Here is a 23,878-nt window from a genome sequence, read left to right as displayed (position 1 = left end):
GTGCAACAAAGCCGCGACACATAGTTCTTCCTTTTGAGACAGTAACTTTCGTTATGGTCCCCCAACATGATCCCAAGTGACCGGCGTGCCGTCCTTGGCCGGGCGGATGAGGCGACGGCCGACAATTGCATCGAAAAACTTCGGTGGTAGACCGTGTCCGGGCCGCACACTGCGTAGGGCCTCGGCGGTGATCTCGGAACCTTCCGGCAGATCGGTGACAAAATACAACGAACGGCGGAATTGAACATTCCCCTGTTCGCTGGACTTCCGGCCATAATCGATATGGCCAAGTGACGACCATGCAATGCGCGCAGCGGCGGTGAGAGAGGCGAGCTCCGTCGGTTCTAGCGAAAAGCTGTCGTCAGGGCCGCCACCCGCACGGTCGAGGGTTACATGTTTTTCAATCAACGCCGCCCCGAGCGAAACGGCCGAAATGGCAGTTGTGTTTTCGAGGCTGTGGTCGGATAGGCCAACGACTGTTCCGAAACGCTCGCGCATGTCCGGTATCGTCGCCAGATTAAAGTCCGTCGCTGGCGCTGGATACCCACTGACACAATGCAGTAGCGCAAGTTCGAGACAACCGGCTTCACGAGCAGCCGTGACAGCCTCACCGATTTCTTCGGCATCGGCCATGCCGGTCGAGATTATCAGCGGCTTTCCCTTCGACGCTGCGTAGCGGATCAACGGCAGGTCGACCGCCTCGAACGATGCGATCTTGAAGGCGGGCGTGCCAAGCTCGTCCAGGAAATCGATGGCGGTTGTGTCGAAAGGCGAGGAAAATAGCGTTATTCCTTCGGACCGAGCGTGCTCGAAAAGGTGCGGATGCCAATCCCAAGGCGTTTGTGCCTGTTCATAGAGGTCGAATAGACGGTGCCCATCCCAAAGCCCGCCCTGAATTACGAAATCCGGAGTCGAGCGGTCAAGCGTGATCGTGTCGGGCCGATAGGTCTGAATCTTCACGGCGTCTGCACCCGCACGTCGAGCCTCGGTAATAAGTCGCAGCGCGGCCTCGAGGCTGCCGTTGTGATTAGCTGAGACTTCCGCGATCACGTATGGTGGCGCATCCTGCCCGATCGCGCATCCGTCAATCGTTATTCTCATCGTCACGGTCTTTCCTCTCTCTCGCGCGCCATTCCGTTGCAAGTAGGCCGAATACCATCACGTCCTCGTAGCCCATATCAGTCCTGTGGGCATCCCGAAGCCGACCTTCTTGGCGGAACCCGAGCGTCGAATGAAACCTGCGCGAAGCGTCATTTCCGGCCCGCACCCGCCCTTCTAACCGATGCCAACCTCGATGATCGAACGCATGCCCGAGCGCCAGCGCCCCGAGCCTGCGCCCCAGGCCAGGCCGAGACCCGGGCGCGACATAAAACCCCCACAGCGCGAGTCCATCGGCCAGAGCGCCCCGAAACTGCACGACGCCGAATGGCTGCCCATCGGGCGCTTCGGCGATGCAGACCTCATGTCCTTGGTCCTGCTGCACGCGATGGAACCAGGAAAGGTGCTCGTCGCGGTCGATCAGCGCGGTGGAAAAACTGGCGAGCCGCACCGTGTCATGGTTGCGCCACTCCCGCACAAGGTCGAGGTCGCGCTCCGCCATAGCCCTTAGGCAATCACCGGCCATGTGCAAGGATCTTTTCTGCGATGCGCGACGTACCGAGACCATCGGTCACTCCTGCAGCAGCACTTTGCATGGCGGCGAGTGTGTCTGCGGCGCGCATATGTTCCAAGCCGCGGGAGATACTGTCGAGAAGATCGTCCGGATCGATGCAAAGCGCTGCTCCGGCCGCTACAAGGGCCCGGGACCCCGGCGCTTGGTTCGGCGCGGTTACGGCCAGAAGTGTGGGAAGACCGAGCACAGAGCGTTCCAGCGCCGAGATACCGGCGGCCCCGATGGCGATGTCCGCGCTGGCGATCTCGACTGCCATGTTGCGGACATCGGATACAACGGTTACCTGACCGCCTGCGGTGTCGGCAATCCGGCGGACAGCGCCAAGATGCGGCGCAGACGGACCCATAACGACCCGCACATCGAGGCTGCCAGCTGCCGGCAAGGATGCCAGCGACTCAAGACAGCGCCCGGTCCAGTTGTCGGGATCGGTTCCGCCAAAAGCGATCAGGAGCTGGCGCGGGATGCGGCCGACGCGGTTCTTCATAGCGTTTGGGCGGGAGGTGGCGAATTCGGGACGCAGCATTGCGAACTTCGGTCCGGTCAACACGGTTGCTGCGGGCGGGACAAGCCCATTGTAGTCCGAGGGTGCTCTGCCCATATTGTGATCAATCAGGACATCGCAGGCATGGGCCCTGTCTGCCAGGTCGTCGATCACCACCACCTGCGCTCCGGTTGCGTCGCGGGCCGAGGTCTCCCACCGGGCATCAAGGCCGTAATGGTCGACAACCAAGACATCCGCTGGTCCCAATGCGTCAATGGCCTCGGGTCGGTTCGCAGACAATGCACTGACCGGGATATTGTCCTCGCGCAGATGGTCGATCATCGAACCCGGCCCATCTGAGCAGACGAATGCGATCTCGGTTCCCATGTCCCGGAACGCATGTGCGAGTGTCAGACACCGCATGACATGACCCGATCCGATGGCGATGCCAGCATCCGCGCGGAATACGAGCCGCATCAGTCTGCGCCATCTTCGAGATAGGATTGCCGGACCGGCAGCCCCGCCGCCTCGAAGGCTTGCTTTGCTCCTGCGGGTGTCATCTCGGTGAAGTGAAAAATACTCGCTGCAGCAACGGCTGATGCCCCGGCGTCAGCGACTGCGGCGACCATGTGATCGTAGCTTCCCGCCCCGCCCGACGCGATGACGGGCACATCAACCGCCGACACAATCGTTTCCACCAAGGCAAGGTCGTAGCCCTGCATGGTGCCGTCACGATCGATCGAGGTGATTAGGATTTCTCCCGCCCCGCGGTCCACGAGCTCACGCGCCCAAAGGGCAGGACTGCGGCCGGTCGGTTCCCCTCCGGCATGGCTGAAGCATTCCCATCCAGTCTCGGCGGATCCGCGGGCATCGATGCTCGCCACCACACATTGCGTCCCGAAACGGGCAGCGATGGACCCGATGAGCGATGGCTCCGAATAGGCGGCGGTATTGACCGAAACCTTGTCGGCACCGGATCGCAAGAGCTGTTCGACCTGGCCGATACGCGTGATGCCGCCGCCGAAGGTCAGCGGCACGAAACAGTCGGCCCCAAGCGCATCGAGTTCCCGGTAGTCGGGATCGTCATTCCCAGCATGCGCCTCGATATCGACAAGGATCAGTTCGTCTACCTCGCGCCGGTTGTAGACCTTGATCGCGGGCAGCACCGGACCGACGCGCCGCCAGCTGTCAAAACTTGCCCCTTTGACGAGACCCATACCTTTCCAGAGCAGGGTAGGAATGACACGCACCTTCAATCCCATGGCGTTTCCGCGAAATTACGCAGTAGCCGCATCCCAGCCCGACTGCTTTTTTCCGGGTGAAATTGTGTGCCGAAGACACGACCGCGCCGAACTGCCACAGGCAACGGAGCGCCATACCGTGTTTGGGCCACGACATGGGTCGCGTCGTCCGGTCGGAATACATAGGAATGCACGAAATAGAAATCGGTTCCTTCGGGAATACCCGCAAAAATCGCGCCTGCGCTGGGGCTTGGCTCCACGCTGTTCCATCCGACGTGGGGCGCGCGCTCTGCGCTGCCCTCCTGGCGCAGATGGCGCACATGGCCGGGTATGAACCCAAGGCCGTGCGGGGACCGGTCCGCATCATTGCCTTCAGTGCTGTGGCTGGCAAGTAGCTGCATGCCAACACATATGCCAAGCAGCGGTTTGCCGTTTTCCGACACTGCTTGCCGCAGTCCTTCATCCCATCCGGCAAGACGCAGGCGGGCCGCACAATCCGCAAAATTTCCGACACCTGGAAGGATGATCCGATCAACGCTGTCCAGCGCTGCGGGTTCTGTCACGAACTGCGCATCAAACCGCATCAGAGTAAGGGCTCGCCGCAGCGAGCCGAGATTCCCGATACCATAGTCGACGATGCCAATGCGCATACGACCTACCTAGTTGTCGTAGTTGATTTTGGTGAGATTGCCGTGCGCATCCTTCAACAAACACCCATCCGCATTGCGCTCGAAGATGCGCCGATTCGTGAAGCTGTCACAGATGGAAATGAACTCATCGACCGAAAGTTCAAGCCGGGCAAGAATTTCAGCCAACGGTTTGCCCAGGTAGGTCCATGGGAATTGGCCGTCGAGCCGTCGCACCGCATCCAACCCATCCTGTCGTGTCAGGCGGCCCCGCCGGATGTGCAGGCAGGCCAGGTCCGTCGCGCGCCCGAATCCGAATTTCAGGAATTTGAAATAGTCGTGGATTCCGGTTTGATGATTGTCTAGATTCTCGTAATTCACCAACGAGCCTTCGACGGCGCAACTGAAAGAGGTGAAGCCGTTGGACGTCGCAATCAGCGCGTTCGACAGTCCGTCCCAGGGTATATAGTGGCCAAGGAATAGGCCCGTCACCCCGACGCGCGCGAGTTCTTCGTCACTCGGGTAGGTGTAGTTGATTAGGTCTCGCGTTGTTATCCCCTCTTGCCCCGGCAGATCTGAAACGCGAAGCCCCAGTAATCCGCCGAATTCTTCCAGCCAACGTCGGTTGAGTGCATTGTTTTCCGAAGCCGCTGCAGGGCCGCCATACTCATTCTGGCTGTTTTCGCCCCAGACGATTAGCGTACGTTGAACTGCACTGCGGCGCGGACGGGGATGGTGAAGATGCCAACATGTTCCGGCCAGGAAATGTCACCTACCTCAGTGAGACCAATACGATTGAGTTTTGCACGAACGCGCGGATTTGGTGACATCTCTACATAATCTACGCCGAGCCGCTTAATGTTTTCTATGTTCTGCCGGCCAATCGCGGACAGATCGCAGGTAGTCGATGTCACGCATAGCGGGTTGAGGCCCATCTGCAACATCCGAACAACCTGGTAGGTGCTGTCTTTGCCGCCCGACACCGGCACTATGCAGTCCCAGTTCTCGCCATTCGGATGGCGGTAGCGTTCCAGGATCCTTTCAAGCTCTTTCCCGCGCTGGACCCAATCGACAGCCGCCCGCTTCTCGTAGGAACGGCAGGCGTTGCAAATTCCCTCTTCGTCAAGATGCAAGTCGGGCTTGGTGTGTGGCATCACACAGCGACAGCAGTAAACCAGCATAATCTCACGCTTCCTTATCAGCGCCGTGCCGACCGAGCAGGAACCATGTGATGTCATCCTGAGGAAATGCGGGGTCGCGGTGATAGGAAAATCCGTAGTCGATCAGTTCGAAATTGGGGTGGCGATGTAGAAACTCGCCGGCAAAATCGCGCTTAAAAAGCCGGTCTTTGTGGCCGCGATAGGGAATCGAGACGGGGGTCGGATTGTAGTATTCGGCAATCATTACGTGTCGACTGCCTGCGGCGGCAAGGGCATCATAGACTTCGGGCAATGCATCAGGATTGATGTGGATCAGCACACCTTTGATAAGCGCAAGGTCATGGCTGCCGAGATCAGTACTACCCAGGATCGATCCAACTGTTACGGTGCAATCCGGTAGCGCTTCGGATAATCTCCGTGCGGCATCGGCATTGATTTCGATCGCGGCCTGGTGGGCGTTCGGATAAAGCAGCTTCAGCGCCCGAAGGTTCATTCCGACATTAGCACCGAACTCGATCACGCTCTCGACGCGACCTGCTCTTACCAACGCTCTAGTAAAGAAATTCAGGTTTGCCGCAAGCAGCGCTTCGCCAATATTCCGATCAATATAGTCGGTGCCGAATTCGCCAGCCCAGAATGATTCTTGCTCGGTTTTGAACTTCATGTCCCGCCTCGTTCGGTGCTAGAGATGGCCTTAAACAATTGCTCGGCTTCTTTCCAGTCCTCGGGTGTGTCGATATCGCACACGCGGGATCTCGGAACCCACAGGCCAAGGCTGGTTGGCCCAAAAATCGGCTGCTGAGCGATCCAAGTCGCTGACCTGGCAATGTAGAACTGGCCGATGTCATGATACCGCGCCGGTAGGTCCTGGGACCTGGTCAGGAGATGTTCGGGTTGCTCCATGCGCACGGTTCCGTCCTTCGCTTGGATGAGCGAACGTTGGATTGGATAGGGATAGTCGCAGATTCCGAGAACGTAGTCATGCGACCCCAGCGCGGAAACGGCGGTTGCCACCGTGGCACCTGTCAGGAACGGCGCGGTTGCATAAACGCAGGCGACAATGGCCTTGTCATGCAACTCGAGAGCTTCAGCAGCATGCGCCATGACATCGAGGGTAGTCGCGAAGTCGTCAGCCAATTCGTCGGGCCGGCGAAAAGGGACTTCGGCGCCTTCGGACGTCGCGACATCGGCGATCTCTGTGTCGTCAGTGGAAACGACGATCCTGTCGAAACAGCCGGCTGTACGGCAGGCGGCGATCGACCACGCAATCATCGGGCGCCCGCAGAACATCTTCACATTCTTACGCCGGATGCGCACGCTGCCGCCACGGGCGGGTATCACCGCAACAGAATTCATCACGGTTTATTTGGGTATCGTGAAATTGCTTGGGGGGTCATCTTCAAGTTTTCCGCTTTCTATCAATCCGGTCAGTTGTAGCAGGCAAGGAGACGACGCAGCCTAATCGTCCAATCCGGTTCGACGGCGGATCTCAACTGCGAAAGCTTCTGCGTCGAACGGCAGGAACTGATCGGCCGCCAGGGACACTGGGGCGTCGCCAGGACGGAACTCAGTTGCAGATATTAATTGTGAACCTTCGAATCTGAACTCTGCGAGCTCCTCGACTTGATAGGCCGGCACGCCAGCCGCAGCAGCCTCAGTCAACACCGTAGAATTCGAACTGACGACACAGCGCGCCGTTGCAAGACTCTCTTGCAGTTCCATGTGGTCAAGAGAAAATCCCGTTGCTTCGATATCAGCGATGATTTCGGCGTCATGGCGGTCCTTCGGGTGCGGTCGGAACACCGGCTCGAGCCTGGCGGCTCGGCATATACCAGACAGCGCGGCCAGACATTTCGCGTGTGTGTCGCGCTTTCCCATCCGGCCAAGCGGCTCCCAAGCGAAAACCACCCGGTCACCCGGTTGTCGGACTGGCACCTTTACCCGCGCCGGGAAACCAAAAGACATGAGATCCTCGATGCGCTCCGGCAACACATCAGCGATCAGGCTCCGCTGCTGCTCGGTCCAGAGCACAAGGGCGTCTGCACGTATCGGGGCGACGCTCACCAAACCAGGGTCTGACACGTAGCCATGTGCCAACACGAGGTAAGGACGCCCAAGTTCCTGCGCGGCATGACAGATCAACCGTTCGTGAGGCTTCATGTCGCCAGCGGCGACGAAGGCACGGATGTTTTGGCTGATGATGAACTGCTTCAACCGATCATAGTTTCGTGAAAACGACTGATCGAGCTGCGCCATAAGATCGCGATCCGTCACTGCTTTCGCTGCGCCTACTGCAGCAATCTGGCGCATCACCTTTGGGTAAGCCTGCCCTGCGGTACACAGTTTGTGAAGGACTTGGTTTGCCCGAAACCGCGCAATGCGCCGATCCGAGAAGCAAGCCAATCCGGGGTTGTCGGATAGAGATTCTTTCAGACTTCGTGCCACATCGTGGAAGCCGGGTAGGTTGACATAAAGTTGAGGTCGCTCCACGCGACTTGTGGTCAAGAATACAGCTGTGAGTGCCCAATCGACCACTGGGTAGTGCCGCGTCAGGCGGCTGACGTTACGCAATGCGACTTCAATGTCTCCCGCTGAAATGTTCCGCAGCTCTGCCTCGAGTGCCATCGCCGCAAATGGAAACCCATCCAGGAACGGGCTCCATTGCCGGGAAAATCTTTCGTCCAAGTCGTGAACGCCCCGAAAATCCATCACACGCTCAAAGCTTGTTTAGGCAACGCGGAATTGTCCTTTTCTTCATGTCCATTTGGCCAGCCCAGGTCGGCGAGTCAATCGCAAACCCCCTGAGTGCGTCGACTACCATGCTCTGGTCCGACCGCGACAGCTTTGGAAACATCGGGATGCTGATTGCGGCCTGGTAGTAGGCTTCTGCTGACGGGAATGCGCCCGGGCCGAAACCCAATGCTCGGTAATAAGGCTGCAGATGGACGGGTATGTAATGCAAGTTCACGCCGATGCCCACCTCGCGCAGGGCATCGAAGACTGCATTTCTGCGCGCCGGGTTTCGAAGCCGGACTACGTAGAGATGAAATGCCGAACGGGTTTCGATCACACGACCAGGCAAATGCAGCGGTAAGGATTGCAGAGCACTGTCATAATAATCCGCGATCTCGTTCCGCCGATTGACATAATCGTTCAGTCTTGAGACTTGGCTGAGACCGAGCGCAGCCTGAATGTCCGTCATGCGGTAATTGAAGCCGAGTTCGAGAAGCTGGTAGTACCATCCTCCGTCGGGCTTCTGCGTCATCAGTGCAGGGTCACGGGTTATTCCATGCGACCGCAGCCTTTGCATCCTTTCGGCAAGGCCGGCGTCGTTCGTCATCGCCATTCCGCCCTCGCCGGTCGTCACGATTTTGACCGGGTGGAAACTGAACACTGCGATGTCACTAAAGGCGCAAGCGCCGACAGGTTTCGCGCGGTGGCTTCCGCCGATGGCGTGGGATGCATCTTCGATGACCTTGATACCATGACGGCGCGCAAGGCCGCCGATCCGGGCCATGTCGCAAGACTGGCCGGCCATGTGAACGGGCATGATGATCTTGGGCAGGCGACCTGCGGCTTTGGCGGCGACCAGCTTTGCCTCAAGCGCGTCTGGGCACATGTTGAAGGTGTCGGGGTCGATATCTACAAAATCGACCTCCGCCCCGCAATAACGGGCTGCATTGGCCGAGGCTACAAAGGTGATCGGAGAGGTCCAAAGAAGATCATTGGGGCCGAGCTCGAGCGCCATGCAGGCAATGTGAAGGGCAGCCGTGGCATTGGTGACCGCAACGCCAAAGCCCGCGCCGACAGTTGTAGCAACCGCGGCTTCAAAAGCAGGAACAACAGGGCCTTGGGTAAGAAAATCCGATTTGAGGACTTCGACGACAGCCTCTATGTCCTCCGGGCGTATGTCTTGCCGGCCATACGGGATCACGGTCTGGACCCGAGTTCCGCAAGAAATTCGTCTGTATCACGCGGCGCGATCCTGTCCAGATATGCTTCGGCACCGACGTCGTTCATAGAAATGTTGAGATACCTGGTACGACCTCGTCGTAGCGTTCCAATAGGCCGCGATTTGCTGGGTCGAGGTTTCGAATGCACGCAAGCCCGGTGCTTGCCGCATTCAGAACGTCGATGCGGAGATCGGGCCGCAATTCCTTCAAGACCAGAACCGTCTTCCAAACGTCGCCGGTCCAGGCGAATGGCGTCGTGCCAGGCGCCGGATCCCGTTCTGCCATTGCATAGTCGTAGGGACAGACATCATGCATTGCGATCAATCCGCCCGGCTCCATCACCGCTTCGAGGTTCATGAAGTCACGCAGTGCGAATTCGAACTTGTGCATGCCATCGATGAAGGCGAAATCGGGCACGATGCCGAGCTTGCCGAGAAATCCGCTGGCGAAGAAATCGTCGCTGGTCTGCTGCATGAAATGCAATTCTCGGGCGTCGTTGAAAACATCGGCTTCTATACGAAGAACCGGGTCAATGGCGACGAAATTGCACTTCCTATGCGCAATCGAGGTGTCAGAGCGGGAGCCGATTTCGACATACCATTGAGGCTCAACCCTCCGCTCAATCTCGATCAGCACGTCGTGATAATGGCGGCCGGTCATGCGCCGGAAACCCGGCTCAAGCTGCGTCCGCCGGCGCTTACGTTCCCGCCGCGTCTTCAATCGGGTCAATAAAGCGGCCATGGTGCCTCTCGCATGTTCCTTTGTCGATTCCTATAGCGCTGGTTGGCCTGTGTGGCCAGTGCAGCCGCTGCATTGATTTTTTGCACATCTTTTTTGCAGGTTGCGCTGCCGCCGCTTAGGCCGACCGTCAAGACAGCAAATACCGCAAGATCCGGTCCAGTTCCGCAGCCTGGGCGTCAAATGAGACCATCTCCGCAAGACGTTGCATGTCTTGTATAGCTTTCTGCCAAATGGGTCCTCCGAAAGTGGCACGTGCCTTTTTCATCGTTGCAATGATCTCGTCGTGATCGGTTGACCGGGCCATGTAGGGATAGTCAGGGCCAAGCAGCGGTAGCGCATCATCCTCATCCGAATGGGTCAGGACATTGGCGCCCAGAACCGCTGCGGTGAAGGCTTTGGTGAAGGGCTTACGACCACGAATGTGCGGGTATTCGACAATACGCCGAATGCCATAATGGAAGTTGTACCCGGCCACCGCATTGAAACCTGAGGCGAATTTCGTGCTGGTGGTCACATCCAGCACATTGATATCATCTGCAAGCTAGGGGGATGGTGGTGACATTGGGGGAGCCAAAATAAACCGGTCGGAATTGCTCCATGGTAGCTTTCGGTAGGCTGTGAAGCCGGTGGTCGACGCCATGCAGAAGCCGTCCAACACAGCCCTCAATGGCATCTTGGGTGCCTGCGGTCTCTGCGATCCGCGCCTCCATGGCAAGAACGCCCGAGGCGGAGGCGGCGATATGCATGTCGATGCAGCGCTGCGGCATGATATGCAGATGCCGGTCGATATAGTCGAGCGCAACGCCGGCCGATTTCGCTTGCAAGCGCGAAAGCCCATCTGGTGAGAACCGATCGACCGCGTCCTTGACGAGAATGAAGATGGCATCGCGGGGTTGTAGGGGGCAATCCAGAGCGCTTCGATCCTCAGCTTGCGGAGATTGGGGACTGGCACGAGCCGAAGTCATAGCGATCACCGAGGCGATCACGGGCCAGCGCGCAAAGCTGGACTCCGCGCATCATCGTGCCTCCGAGGCACCTGCTGCTGGACCTTTATGGGAACCGGACCTTTGGTTTTCGCGGTCTCAAGCGCCGCCCTCCCGCGCGACCTCCGGAAAAGTCGCTACCCTTTGGAGAGCCCCTCGGAGTCGATTAACTCGCGCAATTGCTCAACGCTTAGCCAGTCAGTGTTTTCGCCGCTGTTGTAGGAGAAGCCGTTCGAAACCCGACTGGCGCCGGTTTCGGCACAATACCGTTCTACCAGCTCATCGCCGGATGTCGAGAGGATCGCAAAATACGGACCCAAGTCAACGGTGTTTGCGCTGTCGGAAGTTGTGATCATCTCTTCGTGGATCTTTTCGCCAGGACGTATTCCGACAACGTCCTGAGTGCATTCCGGTCCAATGGCGTTTGCCACGTCGGTGATCCGGTAGCTTGGAATCTTTGGCACGAATATTTCGCCGCCGCGCGAGTTTTCCAGCGCCCAAATCACCATGTCCACGCCCTGCTGCAATGTGATGTTGAACCGCGTCATGGCCGGGTCCGTGATGGGTAGGCTGCCGCTTTTGCGCCGCTCGAGGAAGAAGGGCATGACCGAGCCGCGACTGCCCATCACGTTGCCGTACCGCACGACCGAAAAGACGATGTCACGCGACCCGCGGATATTGTTGGCTGAGGTGAACAACTTGTCAGAACACAGCTTGGTGGCACCGTAGAGGTTGATGGGCGCCGCGGCCTTGTCCGTTGACAATGACACAACCCGCTTCACCCCTGTATCGAGACACGCCTCGATCAGGTTCTGCGCGCCAAGAATGTTGGTCTTGATGCATTCGAACGGGTTGTATTCCGCGGCTGGGACCTGCTTCAAAGCAGCGGCATGGACAACGGTGTCTATACCCTCGAGCGCACGCCGCAGGCGATCTCGATCACGCACGTCGCCAAGGAAAAATCGCAAGGCGGGACAAGCGGATTCGGTATATTTTTGCGCCATCTCGTATTGCTTCAATTCATCCCGGCTCAGCACCACAAGACGCCGGACTGTGGGAAACCGGTCCAGAACGGTAGACACGAAGGCGCGTCCGAACGAGCCGGTCCCCCCCGTGATCAGGATGGAACTGTCGTGAAGCATAATCCTGGACACCTTTCGAACGCTAGCATCGAACACTTTGATGGCAGGGTCTTACATCATCAAGCCAGTTCTTCAAGTGTGTGCAGAGTGCTTCGGTTGACGCCGCCACACGAGGCGATCTTGCATCTTGAAGATCGACTGCCTTTAGAAATAGGGCCGATTTCTAGTGGATTGATATTCACGGTTCACGAGCAAAACCGCTAGCTCCGCTGAACTCGTCCATTTCTTTGATCTAGGCTTGTCAGAGGTGTTCACGGCGTAATGTACTGGATCGTCTGCAGCGTCAACTGCTGATGCGTCAAAGACGGTGCGACCGCAGTGAACAGGCGATTCAATAGGCTGTTCGCTGCAATGCCCTAGCTCATTGAAAGGCAGTATAGGGCCGCTGTGAAGGCGGACCGGTGACGTTAAATTTCAATGGCTTCAGCGATAGCCAACGCATCTTCTAGTTCAACACCGAGATACCGGAGGTGCTGTCCATCTTCGTGTGGCCGAGCAGAAGCTGAACAGCGCGCAGGTTGCCTGTCTTCTTGTAGATCTGCGTTACCTTTGGGATCGGAGCTGGCTCCGTTTTGCACGCTTTGGCTGCTGCTTTAGGTATTTCAGCAATTGTTGCTGCTTCACCCACAGCCTTTGACATTCTGCAATACGCAGGTGCGGCGTACCTCGCTTATCTCGGCGTGCAAGCGCTGAGATCATGGTGGAATTACTCAAACAATCTTGATCCAAGCCAAGCTGTTGTAGAGATTTCTGCATGGAGTGTTTTCCGGCGCGGTTTGATCACAAATGTTCTGAATCCGAAAGTCATTGTGTTTTACTTGGCGCTCTTGCCACAGTTCATCAGCGTTGAACTTGGCAACGTCGGGCTTCAGATATTTCTTCTCGGATGCATCCACAACGTCTTTGTCGTCAACGGCGCGACTAAGCTCGCCCGTGACCTTGAATCCATCCTGGCCAATCCGACGGCTGATGCCATCGACCGCCACTACCGCGTCGTGCCCTCAGACACGGGCGTCATTGTCGAAACCAACAAAGGCCGGTTCTACCTGTCTTGGCGGCACATCACGCCCGTTGTGAACGGTCTGCGTGCCTAAGGCGCGATGTTTGCACAAGACGATCAATCGCCGGAGGCTGCGCTTATCACGGGAATACTGATGCAGGCTTACCGCGACCTGTTTATTGCGATCAGAGAAGACGGCACATTGTCTTTCACGACCCAGTCGGAACAAGACCAAGCCATATCCTTCCTGACCGATCAAGCGGGATCACTCGCGCGCAATCGCAATGCGTTGTGTTCCCTGATCGGTTGGGATGGCGACACTTTGGCCAGTCGTATCCGCGCAATGATGGACGGCGATGACTTCCCACCGTCCGCGCCCGATCCCAGCCCTATCGCCCGAAAGAGGCACGATAAAGCCGTTGCCCGCATCCGCGCCCGATGGCGTCAACTGAACGCGCCACGTGCTGCATAACAGCATCTAAAATACAGGCCAAATCTTGATCAGTACCTTTTTCTGGCGGTCTACACGCGTCGAGCAAGCCCATAAATTCACAGCATGAGCAACGCTGACGCACCGCTCGTGTCTTGTCCAAATCCAGATGAGCGCGGCGCTTCCCGAGGTGTCGCGTTCATTTTTGGAAAGGCATGACAATGAGCAACGAAACGACGGCGGCTATTCAGGCCCTTATCAAACAGGTGGAAACCCTCACCAACACTGTCACCGATCAACAAAAGCGCATGGACGGGCTGTACGAACACAACTCCCGGCTGCTCGACCAGATCAAAGACGGTAAGCGCGATGATCAATCGAAACCTGACGATTCTGAGATGAACAAACTCGGTTTCGAGCGTGGCAAGGACGGAAATTGGTACCCGCATGGCACACGACCCGCGCATGTTCTGACCCGTGAAGAGGCACGCGACCCAGCAAAGTATCGTGCGGCGAAAGAGGCAGCGGCGGCTGTAGGCGCAACACTGGAGATCAGCGACCCCGACGCCCCAGATGATCGGCATCGAGCAGGCCGAGGCGATATTGCGACAACACAGGCAACCGTGATCAAGGATGATGATGCGCGCCGCGTCTATGTGCGCCGCGATGTGCTGGGATCATCCGAGTTTCGCGCCCAGTATCAACGATTGCGAAACGACGGTTACATGCCTGTCTCTTGGGATCAGCCGGACGAATTGCCCGCCCATTTGCAGGACCAGATCAATGACGCCTGAGGAACGCGCCAGCTTGGATGCTGTTGCCGACAAATCGGGAGGTTCCTCATAATGGCTGGAAACAAAGGGTCTGGGCGCAAAAATACGATCAGCACTCACCCGGAGAAAAACACGATCATCAAACAGATCGTGCTTGGTGAACATGATCTGCCGGGTGGCATGTCGAAGGCGCAGGTTGCAAAGCGCATTGGCGTGCATCCAGACTCTGTGTCCCGCTATCGCAAGGACCACATCACGGAGGAAACGGTGCGTTCGATCTTGGCTGACGCCCGCCTTGAAAAGGTCGAGGCTGACACAGCCGTTCTTAACGACGAACGCATTGACGTTGCCCGCACCTACGAAACTTTGGCCCGCCGTGTCGAAAAACTGATCACCAAGGCCGAGGAAAACGAGGACGATGGGTTCGCCCTGGCTGCAATGGATGGGCTGCGCAAAGTCCTCAAAGACATTGCCACTATGCATGGCAAGATGGCAACCAGCTTGTCCGTGTCGGTCACGCTGGCGGAATCGCCGGAATGGGTGACGCTCAAATCCATCCTTCAAGCTGTTTGCGACGAAGTCCCAGAAGCCCGCGAACCGCTCCTGCGCCATATGCGCCACCACGTGCTTTCCGTCACACAAGAGGACAGCGTGCTATGACCCATCGCGAGTTCGAAGGTTTCACCTCCTATGCGCGTCGCCTCAAAGCAGCAGGCGACAATACGGACTGGGTTCGTCTGCCACACGCCAAGCGCGTAATGCAGGCCGAAGGTGGCAAGCTGTACTTCACAGGGGAGCCTTGCAAACGCGGCCATATCTCGCCGCGCAATGAGCATGGCGATTGCACTCAGTGTCACGTTGTGCGTCTCGCGGAGCGTCGAGATGCCGTTTGACGCCCTACATGACTGGTGCGAAGGCCTCGAGCGCGAACTTGATCCCGCAGCGCGCCTTCGTCACTGGATTGGGCATGAGCCAGACCCTTGGCAGATCGGTGCCTTTACGACTGAGGCATCCGAAATTGCGTTGAGGGTAGGACGACAGGCAGGAAAGACGTCGGTGTTGGCCGCGCGCGCGGTCGAGGAGTTGCACGTTCCCGACAGCCTGACCATTTGCGTTGCGCCAGCAGAGCGACAAGCCAAGATCATCGCGCGTGAGATCGGGCAGCAGCTTCGCCGCACAGATTTGGTCATCACGCGTTCGACCCTGACCGAACTCGAAATGTCGAACGGTGCGCGCGTCGTTGCGCTGCCATCCACGTCGGACACCATCAGGGGCTATCCATCGGTTTCGCTGTTGATCATCGACGAGTGCGCCTTCCTGCAAGGGGAGAACGGCGGCGAAGACTTGATCTCCGGCGTCCTGCCCATGCTGACGAAAGACGGGCAAGTGTTTTTCAGCAGCACGCCCGCCGGAAAGAACAACTATTTTGCACGTCTGTTTCTGGACGAAAAACCCGGCGACGGCATCCACCGCATCGTTGTGCGCGGCACGGATATCCCGAGGCTAGCCGAGAAGGTCGAGCGGATGCGCCGCACACTATCTGCAACCAAATTTCGACAAGAGATCGAAGTCGAGATGTTGAGCGACGGTCACACCTATTTCGATCTCGCAATCATTGAACAAGCGACGAGCAAGGAGGGCGCGGTATGCCCGAGACTTTAGATTTGGTTTGGCACCCTGACGGGCGGGTGGTCAACGAAACTCATGACGACCCGGCAATCCCGCGCGTGACCGGGTTTTCGACCTACTGGGTCGCGGCTGATCTTGGCCAAGCCAACGACTACAGCGCAGTTGTTGTGATCAAGGACGAGGCCTTGCCCATCGCGGATCAAAACCGAGTTATTGTCGGCCCCCGTGAACGAACGGTTGTCTATGCCGACCGCTTCCGTGGCGTTAGCTACGTGGACGTGGTCGATCACCTGATCAAGCTGCGCAACGCGCCGCCCTTTGGGGGCAAATCCGAACTCGTGATCGACGGCACGTCTATCGGGCGCGTCGTGTCTGACATGCTCTGGGATCAAAGCGTTGACCATCACGCCATCCAGATGACAGGCGGGCAAGACTGGAACAAAAAGACCGCGCGATACGTCAACGCAGGCAAGACATTCATGATCGAAAATCTCGCTGTGCTGTTTGCAGCAGGCGAGTTGAAATTCGCGCATGACCTGCCGTTGAGGCAGGAAATAGAAGAAGACCTTGCTAGCTTCACCGTCCAAACCACCGCCGCCCAAAACCAGATCATCACGCAATCACGCTCAACGGCAGGTCACGGCGACCTTGGAATTGCGCTGATCGTCGGTGGCTTTGCGTCCCAATATCTCAAGCCCCAATCCATCCTCACTGGCCATCTACGCGGCTGGTATTAATGAAAGGAAACTCAAATGAATGTCGCCAATGGTGGTGAAACGCCTGAAACGAAACTCAAGCAGATTCTGATTGCATCGGTCGAAGCTGCACGCGCCGAGGGGCGTGCCGAAGGCTACGCGGAGGGCGTATCGTCCAACGAAGCCAAGAGGCAGCTTGAAGGTCTGTGCAAATCTTATGTCGAACAAGGTCGCGAGGCAGAGCGCGAAGCCGCCTGCGCATTGGTAGATCAAGCCCGCGAGGAAGGCCGGGTTCTTGGCGTCGAACAAGCCGCCGACGAATGGCGTTCGAAACTCGACAAGCGATCACACCATAAGGGCGTGATCGAAGGCAAAGAGATCGGCTACAAGGACGGCTTTGCCGCTGGCAAAGAAGAAGGCTTCAAGGCTGGTTTCAAAGCGGGGCAATCGGACACCGCCGATTGAATGGGCGCTCTCGTCGCGCTCGCCAAACTCGCTTGGGTCAATGTGCTTTGAGATCGACGAGAGACCGTGGATTTCGCAACGCTCTGCGGTAATTCGATGCCATGTGGTGTCAGCGTGGGGCAGCGCTGATAACCGCGATCTATGACGCGCTGATCAAGTCACCGTTTAGACGACCAATGAACTCAATCGCCTTCTGGCTTAGTCTTAGACAATGTGAAATGCGGTCGGTGTTGTTCAATGTTCGCTAGACGGGCGCGTCGCACCTTATGGTAGGCGGACTTGATGGTCTCGAAAGCGTCCAAATCGAAATCTGTTTCTTCAATGTAGTCCCACAATGCAGTATCCAGACTAACTCCAGCTTTGCGTTGCCGCTCGTTCACCCAATCGAATATGGACGCATAGTCATATTTTGATTTTGCGCCAATCTTTCTGCGCTGTCTTGATCGGAGCACAGGCACTTCAAGCTGACGAGTCAGGGCGATTTCCTCATCTTCGTGGGGGTCAAACTCGTCGATTTTCTCAAGAAGACCTTCGAAGTATTTCTGGGCCCAATTCGGCATCTGCTCAATTTTATCAGATAGCAGCGCCCACGCCATGAACGCGTCGCCTTCCTCCTCGGTATCCGAGTTGAGGAAATCTGGTTCTTGCTCAACTGCCATCTGCCTCAGAATCCTTAGTTTCGATTTCAAGCCATCTTCAATGTGGAAGGTGGTGCATGAAAACAAGTCGAAAGGACATAGACAATGAAAATACTAAATCCTACTGCGCTCAATCGCGCTGATCTCCAACGTCTTGGAAAATACCTCGCGGCGAACGGCATCAAAGAAATCACGCTCACGCGTAAGGATGGTGTGCAAGTCATGAAGCGGCGCGCTACCGGATGGCAGGTCAACAATTTGGAGGCAGCGCAATGATCCTCAGTTCCGATAACGGTCAGCAGGTCTTGAAGCTGCTCTTGAAACTTTTCGAAGACTTCGAAGATTGTGAGCAACGTCCGCGTCGCGTTGAAGCCAGCGATGGTATTTTGAAAATAGATGGAATTGAGTTCACGGCTTTCGGGTCACAATACCTCATTCAGAACTCTATTTCGTTGCAACACTGGCTTGCTGAAACAAAGCCTCACTGCTTGCTGGACTAGAATTGCCAGAACAGGCGGCTATGGAGTCGCCTGTTCACAATGCCTTTGGGATGCCACTGATACATGCGCAGTGGTTTTCGAAAATTAGCGCGTTGATGCACGTATCCGCGTTTTAGACATTGTTATACCTAAAGGCCGCGACACGACATTATCGCACGCTCTCACAGCTATTGAAACTCAATGCAAGTGTATTGATACCCTTGCCCTGAGGAATCGAAGTACTGGCTTTCAAAGACGTGTCGGGTGTCATTCCAGACCGGTTCAACGGTCTTTCGCTGGGTGTCATCATCGCCATTTTGGTAGGACGCGAGCGCGTGCGACCCGTTGGGAAGTTCGTCTCCGAAACAGTAGCTCGACATATAGGGCGCAGATTTGCTCTTGGTCGCCCAGATGATCATTCCATCCCGCGACACAACAAAGGCGACTGGCTTTGTGCATAGTTGGACATACCGAAGCGCACTGGCCTGCAACGAGCACTCAAATCGGTTGCCGATGGCCCGAAGTGTTTCAGTTTCCCACGCCGCGTCATGAAACTCATTCCGCAGCAAGTTGGCTGGCATCAGCAGCCAAGACGCGAACACGTTGGCTTCGGTTTCGATTTCATCGCGGAAGTCGTTTAGCGAATCTTCGCTGTCTTCGAATTTGTCGCGGAGTTCCCGGTGACACATGAAATGTCCAAGTTCATGGGCAAATGTGAACCGTCGCCTCCGGTCATTCGATACACGGGTGTTCAGAAGCATTGTCCACTTGCGCGTTCCATTGGTCCGTACCAACGACCCTTCGAAGCTGTCAAAGCGCTGGCGGTCAATGACAAGTTGATCCGAAAAACCGCTGGACAAGATCGCGCCTTTGACCAGCGCGTCGATATCCATTGGATAGGTGTTGGGGCCGTGCTGCTGCCAAAGGCTTGTTAGGCGGATTGCTTCTTTCTTGGGATCAGTCGTCGTTTTTGCCATCAAGACCCGAAACTATCCTATCAATGTACCGCTTATCCTCGTCGGACAGCTTTTTGAATTTCCGAAAAAATGCATCCTCGACCTGATTTTCCGAGCGCTCCTCGGCTTCGTCATCGAGAAAGAAATCCGGTGACTCGCCAAGGAAGTTCGCAATCTTCAGCAATAGCTCGGCGGACGGCTTCGCATTCTTCTTGTTCTCAAGCTGCCAGACATAGGCCTTTGAGCTGCCGATTGCGGTCGCCAGTTCCTCAAGCGTTTTTTTCTGGGCGGTTCGAACCTTCCGCAGCTTTTCGCCAAATTTCTCAGACATGTTGTCCTTAGTCTCTCTAACACTTGACGGAAGTATAGCGAGTGTAGTACGAGTCGCAAGTGTAGTGACAGCTACACATATGTAAACCTGTCGAAAGGAGCCAAAAATGGCTGAAACTTGCATCGCCGGAGGCGACACCTGGGCAATCTACAAAGACGCTGCGGCCAATTGGCGGTGGCGGCGGACCGCTTCGAACGGTCGGATCGTTGGCGCTTCCACGGAAGGCTACGTCAACAAATCGGATTGCATTTCGAACGCGCGGCGCAATGGGATGACATGCACCCCGCGCTAATGAAGGTGGGGAGCGGCTAACCTCCCAGTCGCTCCTCACGCATGACATAGTCGACTTAGCGTCGACCACCCGCTTTTCGTTCTCGCCGAACAGCAGCAATTCGGATACTGATTAGCCGTTAGATGCTCGGGTTTTGAGAAATGAAGCGTTTTTTATTGCAAGCAGTGAATGATGAAGATCACCTTCAACCGGCGCGTGAGGTGTTTGGCCTCGAAGACTTGCAGGCGGCCACCATTAGCACTGCCTTTATGACGGCTTCCGGTTTGACACTGTTACAAGGCGTTTTGGAGCCGATTGCTGATCGGGCACGAATTTTTGTGGGTATTCGCAATGGCATAACCACGGTGCAGTCTATCCAAAAAGCGTTGGAGATCGGTTGCGAAACTTACATGGTGGATACCGGAAGCCGACAACGAATTTTCCACCCGAAGATGTATTACTCCCGCTCAGCTACCCGCGCCAAGCTGCTGCTAGGGAGTGCAAACCTGACGATGGGTGGCTTGCGCACAAACATTGAAGCCAGCGTTATGCAGGAGTTGGACCCAGCAGCCGATGCTGCCTTCCTGGCTGATTTGGAGGGCAAGCTAGATGCGATGATCGCCGACTATCCCGACCATGTAATCCGGGCGGTGGACGATGCACAGTTGGCCGACTTGCAGCGAGCAGGCCGCTTGCGGGACGAACGCAAGGCTCACCCGCCGGAGCCGGCCGGAAGCTCGGCAGACCGTGCATTGGATAGCGTGCCAAAGATGGCTTTGCGAACATCCCCTGTGCGGGTTGCGCGTCCCGCTGCGCCACCGGTGCCACCAGTCGCCCCCGCAGCACCCGTCGCCCGCGAACGTCTGGAACAGGTTTGGGAAAGCAACGGGCTTACGCGCCGCCATTTGAACATTCCAACCGGCGCAAACACCAACCCCACCGGCTCCATGCTAATGGGGGTGGGCGCGTGGGATGGCATCGACCAGCGACATTATTTCCGGGACGATGTTTTTGGTGCTCTGGATTGGGAACGTGATACCGAGCCGCGGACCGCTCACATCGAACGCGCCGAAGCGCAGATGCGCCTAATCGTGAAGGACGTGGACTATGGCGTGCGAACCTTGCACCTTTCTCACAATACGAAGACTGATACTAAGGCTTACGAACAGCGCAATAGCATGACTAGCCTCCATTGGGGCGATGCGCGCCCATTAGTGGCTCATGAAGATCTACTTGGCCGGGTTCTTAAGCTGTTTCGCGAGAACGAAGACCCCACGCGCTTCACGTTGGAAATCGACTAGGCCGGAATCCGGTGTCGCCTGTCGCGTAGTGTGGCCCAAGCGGCTAGCAGGTCCATTTGCTCTGCCTTGGTCAGCGCGCCCAATACCGCCTCTGATTGCACCTCTAGCGTATCAGCTACCGTGTCTTCGCGGACCATACGGTCGAGGTGTTCCACCTCTGGGACAATCGCGTCCGGGGCAGGCAACAACAGCTTCTCGATCTCGCTAGGCACGAGTTCGAGAACGCCCCCGCCATAGTGCCGCCCTTCAAGTTCTGCGCTGAGGGCGGTCAAGCTGTTGTAGAATCCATAGACCAGCGCATCGGCTGTGCCGCGCAATGCTCGAATGCGATAGGCGGTGTCGGTCGTGTATGCCCCCGCACGATTGAGGATCAGCCGAGGCGTATCGTGACTTCGCTTTAGCATTCCCACTTCGGTAGCGTAGACGGATGGCACCGTGTACCACGGGCTGCGGATTCGACACTTGTATCGCTTATTCAGGTCTTCACGCTCGCCCGCAGCAATGTAGGCGCGTCCCTTGGCGCTCTTTTCGACCGAGGTATCGGGCATCCAGAGGAAGTTCGTGGGCTTGCCTGTGGCGGCATTCCGGGCGTGTTGAGCATCATCGTAAATCACACCGGGGCAGTGGTCGCTGCGACCAAACATAGGGTGCGCCCACTTTTCCAATCCGTTGTGCTTGACCACTTCGTCGGTGACGAGGAAAAACTTGTTCGCCCCGGTGACGATGCCCACGTCCACAGTTGCGGCGTCTGAAAAGCGGCAAAAACGATCATCGGCTTCCACGGCATCAAGAATCGCAAGAGTCGCAGCAGGGACCAAAGCGCGGGTCCACTTACCCTGAACAGTCTTCCCGTTGATTGCTCTCGGGGCGTTGAACACCGCCTCTGGGTCTTCTTGCAGGAATTCGCGACCGGACACACGGAGAATGCCCAAACCCTCGCCATGGGTCTCAGGTGTGGCCTTCTTCTCGGCCATCAGCAGCACCGCGCCTTGTAGGGTGCCTTCGAACCAAATTTCCTGCGGGTCCACGATCACCATCCGGCGGCACTGCTGCCCAAGATAGGTTCGCAGCGATTGCGCGTGCATCACGTGGACGATTTCAGACGGGACCACCATCGCCAATCGCCCGCCGGGGCGCAGCAGGTCCATACACGCCAGAATGAACGGAACCCATGCGTTGGTGTGCTTTGTGAACTTGCAGCCGAGGCGCGAGAATACCCGTTCGGCATTGGCTTGGAATTCTGCCGGAAGATATTGGTACCGAATGAAAGGCGGGTTGCCTACAACCGCATCGAATTGGCCGGGTTCCGCATCGAGTGCCCATCCGAGGAAGTCGCGGTTGTGGATTGTGCAATTCGGTAGGCCACGCGCCGATGCCTTTGCGGCTTCTTCGGGAGATAGCTCAAAGGCCGTGACCGTTGCGTCGGACCCTTCAAGCGTTGGGAAGAACGCGCCGTCACCGCAACTCGGTTCGAGTACGCGGGTTCCGCTACTGGGGGCAATCCATCGGGTCAGGAATCGGGCAAGGTCGTCAGGCGTGTAATATCCACCGCGTAACTTCTGTTCTGATTCCAACGCGATGAAGTTCATAGTGCCTGCCCCTGTGTCTTGTTCTTATTGCGTTCCCACGGTTTACGATTGGTGAACTGCTGACGTTTTATCGCAAACCAATGCCAATCGCCAACCATATTTGGTAGTGCGTGCCACGATGCCATACCGAATGTCGCTTGTCCGCACTGGCATAGGGGATGATCAACGAATGCCGGATGCGTTGCAAAATCGTTGCAAAAACCAAAAAGCCGCCCCTAGGGGCAGCTCGTTACTCTCTTGTTATTTAAGAGAAATTTTGGCTCCGGCGGTAGGGATCGAACCTACGACCAATTGATTAACAGTCAACTGCTCTACCGCTGAGCTACGCCGGAACTGACGGCGCGTATAGCAAGCCGAATTTGTCCCGTCCAGAGGGCGCGGGCGAAAAATCGTGCAAATCTGTCAAAGGCGTTCAAAAACCGCTTCGGCATGGAGAGGACCGCGAGATGACACAAGGTTTCGTTCCATGAAATCAATGAGATGGGCGAGAATGTTTCGCTCGGCGGCGGGAAGGAGGGCTGCGGGCGTGTCGGTATAGATCAGCTGTGCCAAACGGCGGGTGTCGGCCGGTGAAGTCTCGAGTGCGGCCAGGATTTGCGCTTCGCGAGCCTGACGATGGGCGATCAACTCGGCGCAGCGGACCTGTGGGTCAAAAATCGACGCGCCGTGGCCCGGGTAGTAGATCTGATCTTCGCGGCTCTGGAGCCGGGCCAAAGACGCGTAAAACGCGGTCATATCGCCATCGGGCGGCGAGATCAGGGAGGTCGCCCAGCCCATCACCAGATCGCCGGAAAAGAGCGCGCCGTTCCAGGCGAAGCTCAGGTGATTGGCCATATGGCCCGGTGTCGCGATTACATCGATCTGCCAACCGTCACCTTCGATCTGATCACCATCGGCAATTTGGTCGTCGGGGACAAACGCGTCGTCCACGCCTTCGCCGCCGCCGATCAGGCCGGCCTCGGCCAAAGCTTCCATCGCTTGACTGCGGCCCCAATTGCTTGGGCCAGCGGCCAGAACCGGCGCACCAGTGGCGGCGGCCAAAGGATGGGCGAGGGGCGAATGGTCCAAATGCGAATGGGTGACCAGGATCGTGCTGATGCGTTGGCTCGGCCCGATCGCTGCCAGAATGGCGTGCAGATGGGCCTCGCTCATTGGCCCGGGGTCGATCACCGCCAGATCGGTTTCGCCAATCAGATAGGTGTTTGTGCCCTGTTCTGTCATCGGCGACGGGTTCGGCGCCATAATCTTGCGCAACATTGGCGCGATTTCAGCGACCTGCATGGCTTGCCTCTTTGCAGCCCGGGCCCTGCGCGGTTACATGG

General features: G+C 57.2%; 32 protein-coding genes, 1 tRNA gene and 1 pseudogene. 12 read left to right on the top strand and 22 right to left on the bottom strand.

Annotated features, from left to right (window positions below):
* Positions 1 to 51: 51 nt before the first annotated feature.
* The 16 genes and pseudogenes from pseI to QTA57_RS15625 all read right to left on the bottom strand — a co-directional run.
* The gene (pseI, locus tag QTA57_RS15700) at positions 52 to 1,050 is read right to left on the bottom strand and encodes a pseudaminic acid synthase (RefSeq protein ID WP_290152353.1); all 999 of its coding nucleotides are present in this window, start codon (positions 1,048 to 1,050) and stop codon (positions 52 to 54) included.
* Positions 1,051 to 1,084: 34 nt separating this feature from the next.
* Positions 1,085 to 1,600, bottom strand: a complete 516-nt coding sequence (locus QTA57_RS15695) for a GNAT family N-acetyltransferase (protein WP_290152351.1) — start codon at positions 1,598 to 1,600, stop codon at positions 1,085 to 1,087.
* Between the two features lie 13 nt (positions 1,601 to 1,613).
* Positions 1,614 to 2,630, bottom strand: coding sequence for a UDP-2,4-diacetamido-2,4,6-trideoxy-beta-L-altropyranose hydrolase (gene pseG / locus QTA57_RS15690; protein ID WP_290152350.1), 1,017 nt, complete (start codon positions 2,628 to 2,630; stop codon positions 1,614 to 1,616).
* Entirely contained in the window at positions 2,630 to 3,415 is a 786-nt protein-coding gene (gene hisF, locus QTA57_RS15685; RefSeq protein ID WP_290152349.1) for an imidazole glycerol phosphate synthase subunit HisF, read from the bottom strand. Before hisF ends, pseG begins: the two co-directional genes overlap by 1 nt.
* Positions 3,406 to 3,978 (bottom strand): imidazole glycerol phosphate synthase subunit HisH, encoded by a 573-nt coding sequence (hisH, locus tag QTA57_RS15680; protein WP_290154948.1) that lies wholly within the window; start codon positions 3,976 to 3,978, stop codon positions 3,406 to 3,408. Before hisH ends, hisF begins: the two co-directional genes overlap by 10 nt.
* A gap of 75 nt (positions 3,979 to 4,053) precedes the next feature.
* Positions 4,054 to 4,512 carry an adenine nucleotide alpha hydrolase family protein gene (locus QTA57_RS15675; protein ID WP_290152348.1) on the bottom strand — a complete coding sequence of 153 codons (459 nt, stop codon included), beginning with the start codon at positions 4,510 to 4,512 and terminating at the stop codon, positions 4,054 to 4,056.
* 203 nt (positions 4,513 to 4,715) lie between these two features.
* Entirely contained in the window at positions 4,716 to 5,174 is a 459-nt protein-coding gene (locus QTA57_RS15670; protein WP_290152347.1) for an adenine nucleotide alpha hydrolase family protein, read from the bottom strand.
* Positions 5,175 to 5,205: 31 nt separating this feature from the next.
* The gene (locus tag QTA57_RS15665; protein ID WP_227287976.1) at positions 5,206 to 5,844 is read right to left on the bottom strand and encodes a pseudaminic acid biosynthesis-associated methylase; all 639 of its coding nucleotides are present in this window, start codon (positions 5,842 to 5,844) and stop codon (positions 5,206 to 5,208) included.
* Entirely contained in the window at positions 5,841 to 6,536 is a 696-nt protein-coding gene (pseF, locus tag QTA57_RS15660; RefSeq protein WP_290152346.1) for a pseudaminic acid cytidylyltransferase, read from the bottom strand. The genes QTA57_RS15665 and pseF overlap by 4 nt, the downstream gene beginning before the upstream one ends.
* Positions 6,537 to 6,638: 102 nt before the next feature.
* The gene (locus QTA57_RS15655) at positions 6,639 to 7,889 is read right to left on the bottom strand and encodes a hypothetical protein (protein ID WP_290152345.1); all 1,251 of its coding nucleotides are present in this window, start codon (positions 7,887 to 7,889) and stop codon (positions 6,639 to 6,641) included.
* A gap of 7 nt (positions 7,890 to 7,896) precedes the next feature.
* Positions 7,897 to 9,114 (bottom strand): UDP-4-amino-4,6-dideoxy-N-acetyl-beta-L-altrosamine transaminase, encoded by a 1,218-nt coding sequence (gene pseC, locus QTA57_RS15650; protein ID WP_290152343.1) that lies wholly within the window; start codon positions 9,112 to 9,114, stop codon positions 7,897 to 7,899.
* 82 nt (positions 9,115 to 9,196) lie between these two features.
* On the bottom strand, positions 9,197 to 9,874 hold the full coding sequence (locus QTA57_RS15645) for a class I SAM-dependent methyltransferase (RefSeq protein WP_290152342.1): 678 nt from the start codon (positions 9,872 to 9,874) through the stop codon (positions 9,197 to 9,199).
* Positions 9,875 to 10,001: 127 nt separating this feature from the next.
* Positions 10,002 to 10,388 (bottom strand): hypothetical protein, encoded by a 387-nt coding sequence (locus QTA57_RS15640; RefSeq protein ID WP_290152341.1) that lies wholly within the window; start codon positions 10,386 to 10,388, stop codon positions 10,002 to 10,004.
* A 16-nt stretch (positions 10,389 to 10,404) separates the two neighbouring features.
* A complete protein-coding gene (locus QTA57_RS15635; RefSeq protein WP_290152340.1) occupies positions 10,405 to 10,839 on the bottom strand; it encodes a hypothetical protein in 435 nt (144 codons plus the stop codon).
* A 155-nt stretch (positions 10,840 to 10,994) separates the two neighbouring features.
* Positions 10,995 to 11,999: a UDP-N-acetylglucosamine 4,6-dehydratase (inverting) gene (pseB, locus tag QTA57_RS15630; RefSeq protein ID WP_290152339.1), complete on the bottom strand. Its 1,005-nt coding sequence runs from the start codon at positions 11,997 to 11,999 to the stop codon at positions 10,995 to 10,997.
* A gap of 407 nt (positions 12,000 to 12,406) precedes the next feature.
* Positions 12,407 to 12,549, bottom strand: a pseudogene (locus QTA57_RS15625) (integrase); the annotation flags it as partial.
* Positions 12,550 to 12,571: 22 nt separating this feature from the next.
* Here QTA57_RS15625 and QTA57_RS15620 point away from each other — a divergent pair.
* From QTA57_RS15620 to QTA57_RS15585, 8 genes are all read left to right on the top strand, one after another.
* Positions 12,572 to 13,093 carry a LysE family translocator gene (locus QTA57_RS15620; protein WP_290152338.1) on the top strand — a complete coding sequence of 174 codons (522 nt, stop codon included), beginning with the start codon at positions 12,572 to 12,574 and terminating at the stop codon, positions 13,091 to 13,093.
* Between the two features lie 6 nt (positions 13,094 to 13,099).
* A complete protein-coding gene (locus QTA57_RS15615) occupies positions 13,100 to 13,471 on the top strand; it encodes a hypothetical protein (RefSeq protein WP_290152337.1) in 372 nt (123 codons plus the stop codon).
* A gap of 179 nt (positions 13,472 to 13,650) precedes the next feature.
* A complete protein-coding gene (locus tag QTA57_RS15610) occupies positions 13,651 to 14,223 on the top strand; it encodes a hypothetical protein (RefSeq protein WP_290152335.1) in 573 nt (190 codons plus the stop codon).
* Positions 14,224 to 14,382: 159 nt separating this feature from the next.
* Positions 14,383 to 14,862: a hypothetical protein gene (locus QTA57_RS15605; RefSeq protein WP_290152333.1), complete on the top strand. Its 480-nt coding sequence runs from the start codon at positions 14,383 to 14,385 to the stop codon at positions 14,860 to 14,862.
* Positions 14,859 to 15,095, top strand: coding sequence for a hypothetical protein (locus QTA57_RS15600; protein ID WP_290152332.1), 237 nt, complete (start codon positions 14,859 to 14,861; stop codon positions 15,093 to 15,095). Before QTA57_RS15605 ends, QTA57_RS15600 begins: the two co-directional genes overlap by 4 nt.
* A complete protein-coding gene (locus QTA57_RS15595; protein ID WP_290152331.1) occupies positions 15,085 to 15,864 on the top strand; it encodes a terminase large subunit domain-containing protein in 780 nt (259 codons plus the stop codon). The genes QTA57_RS15600 and QTA57_RS15595 overlap by 11 nt, the downstream gene beginning before the upstream one ends.
* The gene (locus QTA57_RS15590) at positions 15,849 to 16,568 is read left to right on the top strand and encodes a hypothetical protein (RefSeq protein WP_290152329.1); all 720 of its coding nucleotides are present in this window, start codon (positions 15,849 to 15,851) and stop codon (positions 16,566 to 16,568) included. The genes QTA57_RS15595 and QTA57_RS15590 overlap by 16 nt, the downstream gene beginning before the upstream one ends.
* Positions 16,569 to 16,583: 15 nt before the next feature.
* Positions 16,584 to 16,991 carry a hypothetical protein gene (locus QTA57_RS15585; RefSeq protein WP_290152328.1) on the top strand — a complete coding sequence of 136 codons (408 nt, stop codon included), beginning with the start codon at positions 16,584 to 16,586 and terminating at the stop codon, positions 16,989 to 16,991.
* A gap of 182 nt (positions 16,992 to 17,173) precedes the next feature.
* Here the strand turns inward: QTA57_RS15585 and QTA57_RS15580 are convergent, their stop codons facing one another.
* Positions 17,174 to 17,650, bottom strand: coding sequence for a hypothetical protein (locus QTA57_RS15580; protein WP_290152327.1), 477 nt, complete (start codon positions 17,648 to 17,650; stop codon positions 17,174 to 17,176).
* Positions 17,651 to 17,734: 84 nt separating this feature from the next.
* Between QTA57_RS15580 and QTA57_RS15575 the strand changes: the two genes are divergently transcribed.
* Positions 17,735 to 17,905 carry a hypothetical protein gene (locus QTA57_RS15575; protein WP_290152326.1) on the top strand — a complete coding sequence of 57 codons (171 nt, stop codon included), beginning with the start codon at positions 17,735 to 17,737 and terminating at the stop codon, positions 17,903 to 17,905.
* Positions 17,902 to 18,129, top strand: coding sequence for a hypothetical protein (locus QTA57_RS15570; RefSeq protein ID WP_290152325.1), 228 nt, complete (start codon positions 17,902 to 17,904; stop codon positions 18,127 to 18,129). The genes QTA57_RS15575 and QTA57_RS15570 overlap by 4 nt, the downstream gene beginning before the upstream one ends.
* Before the next feature lie 167 nt (positions 18,130 to 18,296).
* On the opposite strand, the gene QTA57_RS15565 is transcribed toward QTA57_RS15570, so the two are convergent.
* Together QTA57_RS15565 and QTA57_RS15560 are read right to left on the bottom strand one after the other, a co-directional pair.
* A complete protein-coding gene (locus QTA57_RS15565; protein ID WP_290152324.1) occupies positions 18,297 to 19,085 on the bottom strand; it encodes an ImmA/IrrE family metallo-endopeptidase in 789 nt (262 codons plus the stop codon).
* Positions 19,066 to 19,395 (bottom strand): helix-turn-helix domain-containing protein, encoded by a 330-nt coding sequence (locus tag QTA57_RS15560; RefSeq protein ID WP_290152322.1) that lies wholly within the window; start codon positions 19,393 to 19,395, stop codon positions 19,066 to 19,068. Before QTA57_RS15560 ends, QTA57_RS15565 begins: the two co-directional genes overlap by 20 nt.
* 106 nt (positions 19,396 to 19,501) lie before the next feature.
* Here QTA57_RS15560 and QTA57_RS15555 point away from each other — a divergent pair, with 106 nt between their 5' ends.
* Complete coding sequence (locus tag QTA57_RS15555) at positions 19,502 to 19,687, top strand: YegP family protein (RefSeq protein ID WP_290152321.1); 186 nt, start codon at positions 19,502 to 19,504, stop codon at positions 19,685 to 19,687.
* 140 nt (positions 19,688 to 19,827) lie between these two features.
* Positions 19,828 to 20,967, top strand: a complete 1,140-nt coding sequence (locus tag QTA57_RS15550; RefSeq protein WP_290152320.1) for a phospholipase D family protein — start codon at positions 19,828 to 19,830, stop codon at positions 20,965 to 20,967.
* Here the strand turns inward: QTA57_RS15550 and QTA57_RS15545 are convergent.
* From QTA57_RS15545 to QTA57_RS15535, 3 genes are all read right to left on the bottom strand, one after another.
* Positions 20,964 to 22,556 carry an HsdM family class I SAM-dependent methyltransferase gene (locus QTA57_RS15545; RefSeq protein WP_290152319.1) on the bottom strand — a complete coding sequence of 531 codons (1,593 nt, stop codon included), beginning with the start codon at positions 22,554 to 22,556 and terminating at the stop codon, positions 20,964 to 20,966. The two genes, QTA57_RS15550 and QTA57_RS15545, sit on opposite strands and share 4 nt — an antisense overlap.
* A 257-nt stretch (positions 22,557 to 22,813) precedes the next feature.
* Positions 22,814 to 22,888 (bottom strand) — tRNA-Asn (locus tag QTA57_RS15540).
* A gap of 70 nt (positions 22,889 to 22,958) precedes the next feature.
* Positions 22,959 to 23,837, bottom strand: a complete 879-nt coding sequence (locus QTA57_RS15535) for an MBL fold metallo-hydrolase (protein ID WP_290152318.1) — start codon at positions 23,835 to 23,837, stop codon at positions 22,959 to 22,961.
* Positions 23,838 to 23,878 lie beyond the last annotated feature (41 nt).

This window comes from Fontisubflavum oceani (assembly GCF_030407165.1).
GTDB lineage: Bacteria > Pseudomonadota > Alphaproteobacteria > Rhodobacterales > Rhodobacteraceae > Rhodophyticola > Rhodophyticola oceani.
The sequence above is the reverse complement of the archived record's forward strand: the minus strand, read 5'-3'. Positions and strand labels throughout refer to the sequence as shown.

Excerpts from the sequence above, each read along its gene's own strand:
- QTA57_RS15695 (WP_290152351.1), bottom strand. The coding sequence starts at position 1,600 with ATGGCGGAGCGCGACCTCGACCTTGTGCGGGAGTGGCGCAACCATGAC.
- pseG (WP_290152350.1), bottom strand. The coding sequence starts at position 2,630 with ATGCGGCTCGTATTCCGCGCGGATGCTGGCATCGCCATCGGATCGGGT.
- hisF (WP_290152349.1), bottom strand. The coding sequence starts at position 3,415 with ATGGGATTGAAGGTGCGTGTCATTCCTACCCTGCTCTGGAAAGGTATG.
- hisH (WP_290154948.1), bottom strand. The coding sequence starts at position 3,978 with ATGCGGTTTGATGCGCAGTTCGTGACAGAACCCGCAGCGCTGGACAGC.
- QTA57_RS15670 (WP_290152347.1), bottom strand. The coding sequence starts at position 5,174 with ATGCCACACACCAAGCCCGACTTGCATCTTGACGAAGAGGGAATTTGC.
- QTA57_RS15665 (WP_227287976.1), bottom strand. The coding sequence starts at position 5,844 with ATGAAGTTCAAAACCGAGCAAGAATCATTCTGGGCTGGCGAATTCGGC.
- pseF (WP_290152346.1), bottom strand. The coding sequence starts at position 6,536 with ATGAATTCTGTTGCGGTGATACCCGCCCGTGGCGGCAGCGTGCGCATC.
- QTA57_RS15655 (WP_290152345.1), bottom strand. The coding sequence starts at position 7,889 with ATGGATTTTCGGGGCGTTCACGACTTGGACGAAAGATTTTCCCGGCAA.
- QTA57_RS15645 (WP_290152342.1), bottom strand. The coding sequence starts at position 9,874 with ATGGCCGCTTTATTGACCCGATTGAAGACGCGGCGGGAACGTAAGCGC.
- QTA57_RS15635 (WP_290152340.1), bottom strand. The coding sequence starts at position 10,839 with ATGACTTCGGCTCGTGCCAGTCCCCAATCTCCGCAAGCTGAGGATCGA.
- pseB (WP_290152339.1), bottom strand. The coding sequence starts at position 11,999 with ATGCTTCACGACAGTTCCATCCTGATCACGGGGGGGACCGGCTCGTTC.
- QTA57_RS15615 (WP_290152337.1), top strand. The coding sequence starts at position 13,100 with ATGTTTGCACAAGACGATCAATCGCCGGAGGCTGCGCTTATCACGGGA.
- QTA57_RS15610 (WP_290152335.1), top strand. The coding sequence starts at position 13,651 with ATGAGCAACGAAACGACGGCGGCTATTCAGGCCCTTATCAAACAGGTG.
- QTA57_RS15605 (WP_290152333.1), top strand. The coding sequence starts at position 14,383 with ATGTCGAAGGCGCAGGTTGCAAAGCGCATTGGCGTGCATCCAGACTCT.
- QTA57_RS15600 (WP_290152332.1), top strand. The coding sequence starts at position 14,859 with ATGACCCATCGCGAGTTCGAAGGTTTCACCTCCTATGCGCGTCGCCTC.
- QTA57_RS15595 (WP_290152331.1), top strand. The coding sequence starts at position 15,085 with ATGCCGTTTGACGCCCTACATGACTGGTGCGAAGGCCTCGAGCGCGAA.
- QTA57_RS15590 (WP_290152329.1), top strand. The coding sequence starts at position 15,849 with ATGCCCGAGACTTTAGATTTGGTTTGGCACCCTGACGGGCGGGTGGTC.
- QTA57_RS15585 (WP_290152328.1), top strand. The coding sequence starts at position 16,584 with ATGAATGTCGCCAATGGTGGTGAAACGCCTGAAACGAAACTCAAGCAG.
- QTA57_RS15580 (WP_290152327.1), bottom strand. The coding sequence starts at position 17,650 with ATGGCAGTTGAGCAAGAACCAGATTTCCTCAACTCGGATACCGAGGAG.
- QTA57_RS15575 (WP_290152326.1), top strand. The coding sequence starts at position 17,735 with ATGAAAATACTAAATCCTACTGCGCTCAATCGCGCTGATCTCCAACGT.
- QTA57_RS15570 (WP_290152325.1), top strand. The coding sequence starts at position 17,902 with ATGATCCTCAGTTCCGATAACGGTCAGCAGGTCTTGAAGCTGCTCTTG.
- QTA57_RS15565 (WP_290152324.1), bottom strand. The coding sequence starts at position 19,085 with ATGGCAAAAACGACGACTGATCCCAAGAAAGAAGCAATCCGCCTAACA.
- QTA57_RS15560 (WP_290152322.1), bottom strand. The coding sequence starts at position 19,395 with ATGTCTGAGAAATTTGGCGAAAAGCTGCGGAAGGTTCGAACCGCCCAG.
- QTA57_RS15555 (WP_290152321.1), top strand. The coding sequence starts at position 19,502 with ATGGCTGAAACTTGCATCGCCGGAGGCGACACCTGGGCAATCTACAAA.
- QTA57_RS15550 (WP_290152320.1), top strand. The coding sequence starts at position 19,828 with ATGAAGCGTTTTTTATTGCAAGCAGTGAATGATGAAGATCACCTTCAA.
- QTA57_RS15545 (WP_290152319.1), bottom strand. The coding sequence starts at position 22,556 with ATGAACTTCATCGCGTTGGAATCAGAACAGAAGTTACGCGGTGGATAT.
- QTA57_RS15535 (WP_290152318.1), bottom strand. The coding sequence starts at position 23,837 with ATGCAGGTCGCTGAAATCGCGCCAATGTTGCGCAAGATTATGGCGCCG.